We start from the raw sequence: 13,141 nt of genomic DNA, 5'->3' as shown, positions 1-13,141 counted from the left end.
CCGCGCAAGGCGCGGCGTGGGCGTGGGCCCCACCACCGGCGCGCGACCGGGGACGGCAACGCGGCGGGGTCTTCGCCGCCAGGCGAAATCGATCCCATCGCCGCCAGGCGAGTGGGACCGCCTCGCCGTCAGGAGAACTCGATGCCCTTGTTGGTCAGCCCCACCAGGTCGATGCGCGTGGCATTGAGCTCCAGGTTGGCTGCCATCACGGTCACCTCGTTGAACGAGACGCCGCTGGCCATCAGGTCCACCAGGGGCTTGAGCTCGGCCTGCGAGCCGGCGCGGCCGATGATGTTGGTCCACAGCAGCTGCGCCACCTGCGATGGCGTTTGCGCGCCCAGCAGCTGCAGGGCAATGCCCGCAACGGCCTGGCTGGTGGCCCCGGCGTCGAGCAGGCGGATCACCTCGCCCACCACGCCCTTGTTGGTCAACAGGGCCGGGCCGCCCAGGGCGCCGAGCAGCTTGGCCGCCTGGCCGGCGTTGCCATTGAGGTCCAGCGCCAGCTTGGTGTCGCTGAAGTTGATGCGCTCCACGCGCGTCAGGTCGAGCATGGCGCCATCGGTCAGGCGCTGCAGGGTGTAGGTGCCGTTGGCGTTGTGCTGCACATGGCTCTGCGCGAAGGTGGACGGGACCACCACCGTGTCGGTGCCCGCGCCGCCGTCCACCATGCGCGCCAGGCCCAGGTTGGGGCTGAGGGTGTTGTTGCCGGCGTCGCCAATGACGGTGGTGTCGCGCGCGTCCACACGCACCGCGCCGGCACTGGCCATGCCCTCCAGCAGCTGCGCGGGCGTCTTGCCGGCGCTTTGCTGCGGGAAGAACTGGGCGAACAGGGCGGCCACTTCGAGCGCCGTGGTGCTGGTGAAGGGCTGGATGATGGTGCCCTCGCCGGGTGTGAGCTCGCGCCCCAGCCACTTCTGGAACAGGTAGGCCGCGGCCTCTTCGGCCGCGCTGTGGGCCACGGTGAGGCTGGGGCCGCTGTCGAAGCGCACCCGTTCCACGTCGACCAGCCAGTCGGAGACGCCCGTGGCGGTATGGGTGAGCTTGATGCCATTGGCCTCCAGCACCACCGTGTAGTCCCCGCGCGAGCCCTCCTGCAGCGCCACGTCGAAGCCCGTGCCGCCATTGAGCTTGTCGCTGCCCGCACCGCCCGAGAGGGTGTCGTTGCCGGCACCGCCGAAGACGATGTCGTCGCCGGCATCGCCGTAGACCTGGTCGTCTCCGGCCTCGCTGCCCACGGTGTCGTTGCCGGCACCGCCGTGGATGGTGTCGTTGCCCGGGCCGAGCACGAGCCATTGCGCGGCGCCATCGCCGACGGCCATGTTCTGGCCGGCACCGCCGATGATGCGCACGGCGCCGACGACGGCGACGAACTCCACGTTGTCGACCTGGACGACAGTGCCCGCAGGCAGGGCGCGCGCGTCGACGACGATGGCCTGCTTGCCGTCACCGGCCGCGGCGCTGCCGTTGATGACCAGCGGCACGGCGGGGTTGAAGCCGGTGCCGGTGGTGGGCCGGATGGTCTGCACCACCAGCGCTTCGCTGGCACCCAGGGTGCCCAGGAAGTCCTGCGCCTGAGAGCCCAGTTCGGAGCCGCTGCCCGCCACCGAGTCGATGCGCCGCAGCAGCTCGGCCTGCGCGGCCGAGCCCGTGGTGACGAAGGTCTGCCCCACGGCCGTGATGCCCACGCCCGTGGGCACGCTGACGGACACGAGGGCATGGCCGTCGGCGGCCTTGACGATGGGGATGTCGGCCAGCGGGGTGCCCGAGCCGGGCGTGTCGGTCCGGTTGCTGGCGACCACGGGCACCGTGGTGGTGGTGGTGCCATCGGCCGCGGTGCTGACGATGACGGGCGTGCCATCCACCGTGGTGGAGGGGCCGGCCGTGCCGCTGACGGTGATGGTATTGCCGGTGAGGTCGGCGATCACCACGGCCGCATCGGCCCCGGCGTTCCAGTCTTCGGCGAAGGCGATGTTGTAGGTGGTCTTGTCGGTGGCGCTGGTGCCGGTCTTGTCCAGCAGCTGGTTCACGGCGGCCTTGTCGCCGGCGCTCAGCGTCAGGCTGAAGGTGGTGGCGTTGGTCAGGTCCACGTTGGCGGTGTCGGTCAGCAGGTAGGTGCCGCCGGCCTTGCCGGTGAAGGTGAGCTTGTTGGCCACGATGTCGTTGGCCGTGCCGGCCTTGGCCTGCAGGTTGGTGCCCGTGACCACCAGCAGCCCGGTGCCCATGTCGTAGGTGGCGCTGGTGGCGGCGGGCACGCCGACGTTGCTCACGGTGATGGCGTTGCCCGTGAGGTCGGCCACCACGGTGGCGGCATCGGCGCCGGCGGCCCAGTCCTCGGCGGCGGCCAGGTTGTAGGTCGTGCCGCCGGTGGAGCTGGTGCCGTTCTTGTTGATCCACTGGTTCACGGCCACGCGGTCGACCGTGCTGAGCGTGAGCGTGAAGGCGGTGGCGCTGGTGATCTCCACGTTGCCGGTGGTGGTCAACGCGTACGCGGTGTCGCCCTCGCCGATGAAGCTGAACTTGTTGGCCACGATGTCGTTGGCGGAGCCCGCCAGCGCGGTGAAGCCGGTGCCGGTGACCACCAGGGCGCCGCTGGTGGCGTTGTAGGTGGCGCTGGTGATGGTGGGCGCCGGCCCCGGGATGGTGACCGTGATGGCATTGCCCGTGGGGTCGGCGATGTTGCCGCCCGTGACCACGCTGTTCCAGTTGTCGTCTGCGGCCAGGTTGTAGACAGTGCCGCCCGTGGAGCTGGTGCCCGCCTTGTTGAGCAGCGTCTCCACCGCGGCGATGTCGGCGCCCGAGAGGGTCACGGCAAAGCTGGTGGCCGAGGTGACCTCGACGTTGGCCGAGGTGAGCAGCACGCGCGTGCCGCCCCCTTCGCCGGTGAGGGTCAGCTTGTTGACGGTGACATCGTTGTCGGCCCCGACGGTCCTGACCAGGTTGGTGCCCGTGACGGTGAGCACATGGGAGCTGGTGTTGTACGTGGCGCTGGTGATGGTGGGGGCCGCCACGCCGGAGACGCTGACGGGGTTGGCGGCGGTGTCGGCGGCGGCACTCGACTGCCAGCCCGCCGCGGCCGCCAGGTTGAAGGCGGTGGCGTCCACCGCCGTGAGGCCATTGCTGTTGAGCAGGCCGTTGACGTTGAGCTGGTCCACCGCGTTGAGCGTGACCGAGAAGGTGGTGGCGCTGCTGGCGTTGACGTTGCTGCTGGTCAGCGCGTAGCTGGCGCCGCCCTGGCCCGCCAGGGCGAGCTTGCCGACATCGACATTGCCGCCACTGGTGAGGTTGGTGCCGGTGACGGACAGCAGCCCGGTCGATGCGTTGTAGGTGGCGCCGGTGATGGCGGCGAGCGATACGACGGCCGGCTCGAAATCCAGGTCGTCCAGGGCCAGGGAGAGGTTGGTTCCCGCGAAGGTGAAACTGGTGATGTTCTGAAAATTGGCATTGGCCGTGGTGTTCACGTTCTGCTGCAGGATGGTCGCGCCACTGCTGGCATAGGTCAGGGCCGAGCCTCCTTCGGGGGTGACGGTGATGGTGCCATCGGCCGATGCACCGAAGCTCAGGCCATTGAGCCGGAAGGGGCTGCCATCGGCCGCCTCGACCTTGATGCTGGAAATGCCCGAGACGTTGGTACGGTCGAAGCGCAGAAAGTAATCACCCGCGTCGTTGCCCAGCGCCGACAGGGTGCTGTCGTTGGAGACCCTGTGGGTGTAGGTGCCCGAGCCCGTGACCGTGTACTTGATGCCGTCGAGCGTGAAGGTGGCCGTGGCAAAGTTGGTGATGCCATTGGAGTCGTAGTTTTCGTCGGCGGGCACGGCCAGCACCGCGGCATAGTCGGCCGGGCCCACCAGCGCCGGGGTGTGCACCGTGCCGTGCTGCCGCCCGAGCACCCAGTCGCCACCCAGCTGCGCCGAGCCGGTGAGGTTGGTGGACATCGCCACGTTGGCCCCGAACAGGTCGGACAGCGTGCGCAGCAGGGCGGCCCCCTGCGGGCCCGCGCCCGCGTGGCAACCGTAGAGCAGCACGTCGCCATCGTCGGCGAGCGCGCTGCCCATGGCGCGCAGCAGGTCGGCATGCCCGGCGGCGTTGCCGGCATCCAGCACGGTGGTGCCCCAGTGCAGGCGGCCCGGGCTGCCGTGGCTGAGCACATGCACGGCGCCGATGCCGCTGCGCCCCTGCAGGTGCGCAGCCATCTGCGCCAGGCCGTCGCCCATGCCGTCGAGCAGCACCAACTCGGCCCCGTCGGGGGCCGCGGTGGCCAGCGCCGCGGTGTCGTGCAGGTCGTTGAAGAGAAAGACCACCTGCACGGGGCTGCGGTGCGCGTGGGTGGGCTGGGCGAGGTCCAGGGGGTGGTAGGCCATGCTGATTGCATCCTCGTGCTGGCGGCCAGGAGACCGGATGCCTGTGGCCGCAGATCGCTCTGGGGGGACCGGATGCCCGCAGGGGCGTTCGGCTCGGGACACGGCACAACGTCCTGCGCTGGCTCAGCGCAGGACGGGATCTGCCGCGACAGCCCTTTTCTACCAGAAAGCTGCGGCAAGACGAAGTGTTAATTTATTGCAGGACCCCGGTCCATGGCATGGCGGGGGCCCTGCGCCGACCGCCGTAAGATGGCGGCCACTTGCGTGGCGGAAGGGTGCGGTGCGGGCAGCCCCCCCGCTCCCCCGCGCGCCGCGCCGCCAACCCCACCACCTTCAACCACCAGCAGGTACCGAACCTTGAACACCATGCGCCGTCTCATTGCCGCAGGCCTTGCCGCCACCCTGGGCTGGAAAGGGGCCTGGGGCCAGAAGGCCGAGGCGCGCCCGCCCACGGCCCCGGCAGCGCCGGAGCCCCCGTCGTCGGTGCGGCCGCGCCATGTGCTGTGCTTCCTCGGCAAAACGGCCGACCTGGCGCCGCTCCAGCAGGCCGCGTCGGCTGCGGTGCGCGATGTCGCGACCGGCTTCAGTGTGGACGGGGACTATTCCACCGCCAAGCCCGACGCGCGCATGCCGCGGTCCTTCGAGGTGAACCGCGACCGGGTGCTCGCCCATGCCTGGAGCACAGCGGACGAGCAGGCCGTCGCCAGCCACCGCTCCGTGCTCTACGTGCTAGGGCCGCCCATGGACCGGCAGAATACGGTCCAGGTCTCGATGGCCGCACTGCAGCTGGTGGGCCGCGTGCTCGATGCCGGGGCCGTGGCCGCCAAGGGCGAAAGCGCGGGCGTCGCGCACGGGATCGAGCGCTGGCGGGAACTGGTCCGCCAAGGCGCCCAGGCCCTGCAGTCCGGCGACCTGCTGGCACAGCAACGGGTGGGCCGCCTGGCCTTCGCCCGGCGCCCGATATCGGACAAGGGCTACCTGCAAAGCGTGGGCTTTCACCTGGTCGGCCTGCCGGAGGTGTACGTGCCGCAATCGCTGGGCACGGAGCTGCAGGCGGTGGCGCTGATGGATGCGGTGGTCGACGAGATAGCGCAGCGCGGGCTGGCGCAGGTGCTCAAGGAGCGCCGCGCTGCCCATACCTTTGCGTCCAGCTACGAAGAGGACGATTTCAAGTTCAATCCGTATGGGATTGTGCGGCTGGCGCGGTAGCGCAGTGGTGGGCGCGATCGCGCAGCGCCCTGCGCAGGCCCCAACCGCTACTGGCGGAAGGAGCCTCTGGGCCGGACCATCTGCTGCAGATTGCGCAGCTTGCGCGGGGCACGCTCGGTCCACATGATCTCTGCGCCATCGCCCAGGGGCTCGTACAGAGGCAGCACCTCGGTGATGCCCATGGCCTTCCATTGGACGGGCACGCCCTGCGGCCCACCCCGGTAGGGCGTCGCCTGCCCGCGTGCGATCGCCATGCCCTTGTCATAGGCCGCATCGAGGTTGTCGGCGCGCACCAGCACCGTGTTTTCCCACGACAGGAAGCGCGCTTCCTCGTCGTCCTTGCCATCGTCATCCAGTTCAACGAAGCGAAGCAGGTACGAGACGACGTACCAGCCCACCGGAGAATGGTTCTTGTCGTGGGTCATGGGGTTCCTTTGGGGTCGGCAGGCGTGGTGGCGGGCGTGCAGCGCCGCGACCAGCGGGGCCCGCCTGCGCCATGGCGTCCATGGTTGCGGCGAATTTTGCAGTAGAGGGCCTGTCCGGTACAGCCCGCACGCTCACTTCCCCGCCCCACCCGGCCCCGCATCGCGCGTCACCAGCCAGATCCCCGCGCACACCAGCACCAGCGCCACGAGGTTCTTCCACTCCCACAGCGCCTCGCCCAGGAACACGGCCGACAGGGCCGCGCCGAAGATGGGCACGGTGAAGTTGAACACCGTGACCTGGCTCACGCGGTTGTGCTTGAGCAGCAGGCTCCACAGCGAGAACGCGGCCGAGGACAGCAGGGCCAGGTAGACCAGCAAGGTGGTGGATGCGGGCGTGAAGCCGGTGAGCGAGCCGCCCGCGCCCCAGCCCATGGCCAGCAGGGCTGCGCCGCCGATGGCCAGTTGCCAGCCGGTCATGACGACCGAGTCCATGCGCTGCGAGAGCTGCTTGCCGTAGATGCTGGCGGCGGCCAGCACCAGGGCGGCGAGCACCACGAAGCCTTCGCCCAGCAGGGTGAAATCGAGGTCCAGGCTGCCCCGGCCCAGGTTGACCACCATGACGCCCGCAAAGCCCACCACGCAGCCCCAGAGCTTGGCGTGGCTCAGGCGGTCGTTGTGGTAGACCCAGTGCGCCAGCAGCACGCTGAAGAAGGTGCCGGTGGCGTTCATGATGGAGGCCTTGACCCCCGTGGTGTGGGCCACGCCGACGTAGAAGAACACGTACTGCAGCGCGGTCTGCGCCAGGCCGAGCAGCACCAGCTGGCGCGGTGCGCCAGCGCCCAGGGCGACGATGCTGCGGCCGCTGGCGATGGCCCAGGCCAGCAGGATCAGGCCGGCGCCCACGAAGCGCCAGCCCGCGAACACGAGCTGGGTGGGGATGTCGCCCTTGGCGATGCCGAACCAGGCGTAGCCGGTCTTGATGGCGGGGTAGGAGCTGCCCCAGAGCAGGCAGCACAGCAGTGCCACGGCGACGAGGACCTTGCGGTCGGCGAAACGGGAAACAGCCCCCATGCGGAAATCTTTCTGTCAAAAGGAAAACGAGGCGCCAGGTGCGCCCCAAAGGAAACGAGGCGCCCATAGGCGCCTCGTGGATGCTATCGGTGATTGCAAAAAGACGCAGGGGGCCGGCCTCGCCGCCGAGCCCCCTGCGCTTCACCCACCACCTTTGAGAACCAGGTCCGGCAGCCACATGGAGAACTGCGGCACGTAGGTCACGAGCATCAGCGCCACGATGAGCGCGCTGTAGAACGGCCAGATGGTCTTCATCACCTCGCCCACCGACACGCCGCCGATGGTGCAGCCGATGAACTGCGTGGTGCCCACGGGCGGGGTGTTCAGGCCCAGGGCGCAGTTGATCAGCATGACGATGCCGAACTGCTCGGTGCTCATGCCGAACTGCTGGCAGATGGGCAGGAAGATCGGCGTGCAGATCAGGATGGTGGCCGCCATGTCCAGGAAGGTGCCCAGGATGAACAGGATGATGTTCACGCACAGGAAAATCACCCAGGGCGAGGTGCTCATGGACTTGAGCGCATCGCCCGTGAGTTCGGCCACGCCGTACAGGCCGATCAGGTAGCCGAACATGGACGAGATGCCGATCAGCAGCAGCACGGTGCCCGTGGTCTTGACGGCCTTGGACGCAGCCTTGAGGAACTGCTCACGCGTGAGCTTCTTGTAGACGAGGACCGAGAGTATCAGCGCCCACAGCACCGCGACCGACGCCGACTCGGTGGCCGTGAAGGCCCCCGACAGAATGCCCGCGATGATGATGACCACCACGGCCAGGCCGGGGACGGAGGCGCGGAACGAGATCCACACGATCTCCCAGCCGGGGAAGGTGCCGGCGGGGTAGCCGCGCTTGACGGCCACGAAGTACGCGGCAGCCAGGTTGCAGATGGTCAGCAGCAGCGCGGGCACGATGCCCGCGAGGATCAGCGCGGCGATGCTCACCTTGCCGCCGGCAGCCAGCGTGAAGATGATGAGGTTGTGCGAGGTGGGCATGAGCGCGCCCACCAGCGAGGCGTGCGTGGTCACGTTCACCGCGTAGTCGGCGTGGTAGCCCTCTTTCTTCATCTGCGGGATGAGCACGGCGCCCATGGCAGACACGTCGGCCACGGGCGAACCCGAGACGCCGCCGAACAGCGTGCAGGCCAGCACGTTGCTCATGCCCAGGCCGCCGCGCACATGGCCGGCCACGCTCTTGGCGAAGTTGACGATGCGGTCGGCAATGCCGCCGTACATCATGATCTCGCCGGCAAAGATGAAGAACGGGATGGCCAGGAACGAGAACGGGTTCATGCCCGAAATCATCTGCTGGAAGCCCACCGCCAGCGGCAGGCCTTCATAGAGGATGGTGGCCAGCGAGGACAGGCCGATCGAGAAGGCCACGGGCACGCCCAGCAGCAGCAATAGCGTGAAGGTCACGCACAGAATGGTCAACGCCATGATGGAGATCTTTGTAGGGACGTGAGGGAGCGGAAAGGAGGCTCAGAAGCTGGGCATCAATGCCAGGCCGGCTCGACCTCGACGCCACGCAGGATGGCGATGATGTGCTCCAGCGAGAACATGGCCACCAGCACGCCGGCCATGGCGGGCGGCACGTACTTGAAGGCTTCGGAGATACCCAGCGTGGGGATCTTGTAGGGCGCGACCGATTCGGCCAGCACGCCGCAGTTCCAGGCCATCACGACGCCGAACAGCAGCACCAGCGCGTGGATCAGCAGTTCGAGCTTGACGCGCAGCCAGTCGGGCGCCAGCACCAGAAAGGATTCGAGGCCGATGTGGCCTGCGTCACGCACGCCCACGGCCATGCCCAGCATGGTCACGTAGAGCACGAGCAGCACGGCGCCGCTCTCGGCCCAGGTGGGCGTGTCGTTGAAGATGTAGCGGCCGATGACCTGGTAGAGCACCGCACCGACCAGGAGGACGAGCCCCCCTACCCCGAGTTGCAGGCAGGTGCGCGCAATGAAAGCGCAGAGTCGCGTGTACATAGTGGACATTCAATAACAACAACTGGAAAGGGGCAGGCGGCGGGCTGTTCGTTCCCCGTGCCGCCTGCCCTCAAGGCTCACTCTGGCTCTTTTCCTTACTGCACGGCGTCGATGCGCTTGACCATGTCCTGCAGCTTGGGGTCCTTGAGGAACTTGTCGTAGACCGGCTTCATGGCGGCCTTGAAGGCGACCTTGTCGATCTCGACGATCTGCGCGCCGCCGGCCTTCACGGTGGCCAGGGACTTTTCTTCGCGCTCGTCCCAGATCTTGCGCATGTAGCCCACCGACTCCTTGGCGGCGGCGCGGATGGCCTTCTGGTCATCGGCGCTCAGGGTGTCCCACACGCGCTTGCTGAACAAGAGGATCTCGGGCGCCATGGAGTGCTCGGTCTTGTTGAAGTACTTGGCGACTTCGAAGTGGCGCGAGCTTTCGTAGCTGGGATAGTTGTTCTCGGCAGCGTCCACCAGGCCGGTCTTGAGCGCGGTGTAGACCTCGCCGAAGGGCATGGGGGTGGCGTTGGCGCCCATGGCTTCGAGCAGCGAGACCCACAGGTCGCTCTGCTGCACGCGCACCTTCATGCCCTTGACGTCGGCCAGGGTCTTGACGGGCTTCTTGACGGTGTAGATCGAGCGCGCGCCGCTGTCGTAGAAGGCCAGGCCCACGAAGCCCTGCGATTCGCAGTCCTTCAGGATCTCGTCGCCGATGGCGCCGTCCAGCACCTTGCGCATGTGTTCCTTGTCGCGGAACAGGAAGGGCATGGTGGGCACCATGGTGGCGGGGCAGATGTTGTTCATGGGCGCGACGTTCACGCGCGTCATGGCGATGGCGCCCAGTTTGGTCTGCTCGATGGTGTCCTTCTCGATGCCCAGGGAGCCCTTGGCGTAGACCTTGATGCTGTGCTTGCCGCCGGTGGCCTTGTTCAGGGTCTCGCCCATGTGGCGCACGGCCAGCACGGTGGGGTAGTCCTCGGGGTGGATGTCCGACGAGCGGAATTCGGTGGCCTGCGCGGCCAGGCTGCCGAGCAGCACGCCGGCGGCCAGCGCCACGCGGCCAAAAAGGTGTGGAACGTTCATGGTGGTTGTCTCCTGGGTTGAAAGGGGGTGTACGGTGCGGTGCTGCGGCTGCGGCGTCGGCGCTCAGGCAGCGCGGTACGGGGCTTCTGCGAGCCCACGCACGCCGGGGCGGGCCACGAAGACCGCGCCGCCGTGGGCAATGTCGTCGCCCTGCGGCTGGCCGGGGCGGATGGAGGTGATGAACAGCAGATCGAGGTCGGGCCCGCCGAAGCTGCACATCGAGGGCTTGCTCACCGGCACGGCGAGCGAGCGGTCGAGCACGCCCGCGGGCGTGAAGCGGTGCACCAGGCCGGCGTCGTTGCCGCAGATCCAGTAGCAGCCGTCGGCGTCGATGGCGCCGCCATCGGGCCGGCCGGGCAGTTCGCGCATGTCGGCGAACAGGCGGCGCGGGCCCAGGCTGCCGTCGTCGTGCAGGTCCAGCGTCCAGACCTTCTGCACGCTGGGGTGGCTGTCGCTCAGGTACATGGTGGCGCCGTCGGGGCTGAAGGCCAGGCCGTTCTGCGTGACCAGGCCTTCGACCTGGGGCACCGAGAGGCCGCGCGCATCCTGCCGGTACAGGCTACCCGCGGGGCGGGCCAGGGCCATGTCGCGCACCATGGTGCCGGCCCAGAAGCGGCCCGCACGGTCGCAGCGCCCGTCGTTGAAGCGCATGCCCTCCTCGGGGTGCTGCACGGCCGAGATCAGGGTGCAGGCCAGCGTGCCGTCGTCGGCCGGGCGCAGGTGAAAGAGGCCCGTGTCCATGCCGGCGATGAGGCCGCCATCGGCATGCAGGGCGATGCAGGCCAGGCGCTCGGGCGTGGCCCAACTGGTGAGCTGGCGGTCGGCCCAGCGCAGGCGCCGCAGCGCGCGGCCTTCGATGTCCACCCAGTACAGTGCCTGCTCGGCGGGGCTCCACAGCGGGCTTTCGCCCACCTGGTCGCGGTGCCCGGGCAACAGCAGTTCAACAGCGTCGCTCATTCGAACGGCGCCGTGCGCACGAAGGGGCCACCCTGGTAGATGACGGCGGGGTCGGCCATGTCGGGCGCGGGGTCTGCCGCCTCCACCTTGGCGCGGAATTGCTCGGAGCTGTCTTGCGGGCGGTAGCCGATGTGGCGCGCCAGGGTGTTGTCCCACCAGGTGGTGGTGTTGTCGCCCATGCCGTAGATGGTGCTGTGGCCCACCACGGGCGCGGTGAGGCTGGCGACGACCAGGCGCTCCAGGTCGTCGTAGCTCATCCAGGTGGCGAGCATGCGGCGGTTGCGCGGCTCGGGGAAGGAGGAGCCGATGCGCAGGCACACGGTCTCGATGCCGTAGCGGTCGAAGTAAAAGCGCGACAGGTCTTCGCCGAAGGCCTTGGAGACGCCGTACAGGCCATCGGGGCGCGCCGGGTCTTTGAGGCCCACGACCTCGTCCTGGCGGTAGAAGCCGGTGACATGGTTGCTGCTGGCAAAGATCACGCGCTTGACGCCCTGCTTGCGCGCGGCCTCGTACAGGTTGTACACGCCCACGATGTTGGCGGGCAGGATGGCGTCCCAGGGTTGTTCGGTGGAAACACCGCCCAGGTGCACCACGGCGTCCACGCCGGCCAGCAGTGCGTGGATGGCGGCGGCGTCTTCCAGTTGGGCGGGGCGCACTTCTTCGCCCGCGGCCTCGGAACCCAGTTCGGCGATGTCGGACAGGCGCAGGGTGGTGCAGTAGGCCTTCAGACGGGTGCGCAGCTCACGGCCCAGACCGCCGGCGGCACCGGTGAGCAGCAGGCGGTTGAATCGGATCGGTGTCGGGTGACAAGGCATGGAAATTCAGGTGGTTCTTGGTACAGTGGCGGTATGCTCTGTTGCACGTCATCAGTTGTCGTACAACGCGAATGCAATGTACTCCCAAGCGCCCCCCGATCACATAGGGATAACACCGAGAAATGAACACCGCCATCGCCCTTCGCCGCAAGCCCCGCACCCTCGCCCTGGAGCTGGTTGAATCCCTGGGTGACCGCATCCGCGACGGGCGGCTGGCGCTGGGCGACAAGCTGCCCACGGAGGCGGCCATCATGGCGGAGTTCGAGGTCAGCCGCACGGTGGTGCGCGAGGCGATTTCCAAGCTGCAGGCCTCGGGCCTGGTGGAGACGCGCCACGGCATCGGCACCTTCGTGCTGGGCCTGGGCCAGGCCCCGGGCTTCAAGATCACGCCCGAGCAGTTCAGCACGCTGCGCGACGTGATCGCGGTGCTGGAGCTGCGCATCGGCGTGGAGACCGAGGCCGCCGCACTGGCCGCGCAGCGCCGCACCGAGGCCAATGTGGCCGCCATGCGCGTGGCGCTCGACGCCGTCACCAAGGCCGTGGACGAGGGGCGCGATGCCGTGGCGTCGGACTTCCAGTTCCACCTGGAGATTGCGCGCGCCACGCAGAACAGCCATTTCGCCGAGCTCATGGGCACGCTGGGCAGCATGATCATTCCGCGTGCGCGGCTGGAAGCCGGCGACAGCGAGGGCGACCTGCGCCAGTACCTGCGCCGCGTGAACGGCGAGCACGAAAGCATCTACGACGCCATCGTCGCGCAGGACCCCGATGGCGCACGCGCGGCCATGCGCACCCACCTGGCCAACAGCCGCGAGCGCCGCCGCCGCGCCCAGGCCGAAGCAGGCTGAGCCCCGGGGCCTGGCCCCTCCCTCCACCCCCAACGCCCCAGGCCGACGCCCCGCCCAGGCGGGCGCGTCAGTACTAACCCGCAGCACCCGCTTTGGCAATTTGTTGTACGATGACATACAACGAATTGCCAGATGACGGCCACCGCCACCGCCCCGAAAGGCCCGGCGCAGGCCCTTGTACGCCTCATTGCCTGGGAGCCTGTGTCCAATGACCCCACCGAAATGCGCGCCGCCCGCCGGCATGGGACCCTGTGAGGTCAGACATCTGCCTGCGCCGGCCCGTGCGGCCACCGCAGGCTGAGCACCGCGGCCCCTCCCCCCGCAGCACCCACCGCCCCTTTCTGCCTTTGCCGGCCCGCGCCCCACTGGCGCAGGGCCCGGCCTGCCCCATCCACCCCAAGGAGCC

General features: G+C 68.6%; 10 protein-coding genes. 2 read left to right on the top strand and 8 right to left on the bottom strand.

All coding sequences use genetic code 11. From position 1 onward, the window contains the following. Positions 1-128: 128 nt before the first annotated feature. Entirely contained in the window at positions 129-4,358 is a 4,230-nt protein-coding gene (locus AC3WOH_RS19610) for a DUF4347 domain-containing protein (protein WP_492230985.1), read from the bottom strand. A 366-nt stretch (positions 4,359-4,724) separates the two neighbouring features. Here AC3WOH_RS19610 and AC3WOH_RS19605 point away from each other — a divergent pair, with 366 nt between their 5' ends. After that, positions 4,725-5,567: a hypothetical protein gene (locus AC3WOH_RS19605; protein WP_492230983.1), complete on the top strand. Its 843-nt coding sequence runs from the start codon at positions 4,725-4,727 to the stop codon at positions 5,565-5,567. Positions 5,568-5,614: 47 nt separating this feature from the next. Here the strand turns inward: AC3WOH_RS19605 and AC3WOH_RS19600 are convergent, their stop codons facing one another. The 7 genes from AC3WOH_RS19600 to AC3WOH_RS19570 form a co-directional block, all read right to left on the bottom strand. Further along, complete coding sequence (locus AC3WOH_RS19600; protein ID WP_492230982.1) at positions 5,615-5,992, bottom strand: DUF4288 domain-containing protein; 378 nt, start codon at positions 5,990-5,992, stop codon at positions 5,615-5,617. Positions 5,993-6,124: 132 nt separating this feature from the next. After that, entirely contained in the window at positions 6,125-7,063 is a 939-nt protein-coding gene (locus tag AC3WOH_RS19595; protein WP_492230980.1) for a DMT family transporter, read from the bottom strand. Between the two features lie 141 nt (positions 7,064-7,204). Next, positions 7,205-8,497: a TRAP transporter large permease gene (locus AC3WOH_RS19590; RefSeq protein WP_492230979.1), complete on the bottom strand. Its 1,293-nt coding sequence runs from the start codon at positions 8,495-8,497 to the stop codon at positions 7,205-7,207. Positions 8,498-8,553: 56 nt separating this feature from the next. Next, entirely contained in the window at positions 8,554-9,042 is a 489-nt protein-coding gene (locus AC3WOH_RS19585; RefSeq protein WP_492230977.1) for a TRAP transporter small permease, read from the bottom strand. Positions 9,043-9,137: 95 nt separating this feature from the next. Beyond that, on the bottom strand, positions 9,138-10,115 hold the full coding sequence (locus AC3WOH_RS19580) for a TRAP transporter substrate-binding protein (RefSeq protein ID WP_184857486.1): 978 nt from the start codon (positions 10,113-10,115) through the stop codon (positions 9,138-9,140). A 63-nt stretch (positions 10,116-10,178) separates the two neighbouring features. Further along, positions 10,179-11,072 carry an SMP-30/gluconolactonase/LRE family protein gene (locus AC3WOH_RS19575; RefSeq protein WP_492230975.1) on the bottom strand — a complete coding sequence of 298 codons (894 nt, stop codon included), beginning with the start codon at positions 11,070-11,072 and terminating at the stop codon, positions 10,179-10,181. After that, entirely contained in the window at positions 11,069-11,887 is an 819-nt protein-coding gene (locus AC3WOH_RS19570; RefSeq protein ID WP_492230973.1) for an NAD-dependent epimerase/dehydratase family protein, read from the bottom strand. Before AC3WOH_RS19570 ends, AC3WOH_RS19575 begins: the two co-directional genes overlap by 4 nt. Positions 11,888-12,009: 122 nt before the next feature. Here AC3WOH_RS19570 and AC3WOH_RS19565 point away from each other — a divergent pair, with 122 nt between their 5' ends. After that, positions 12,010-12,735, top strand: coding sequence for a FadR/GntR family transcriptional regulator (locus AC3WOH_RS19565; protein ID WP_184857480.1), 726 nt, complete (start codon positions 12,010-12,012; stop codon positions 12,733-12,735). Positions 12,736-13,141: the final 406 nt, after the last annotated feature.

The organism is Acidovorax sp. FW305-C-20-28, assembly GCF_058783375.1.
The sequence above is the reverse complement of the archived record's forward strand: the minus strand, read 5'-3'. Positions and strand labels throughout refer to the sequence as shown.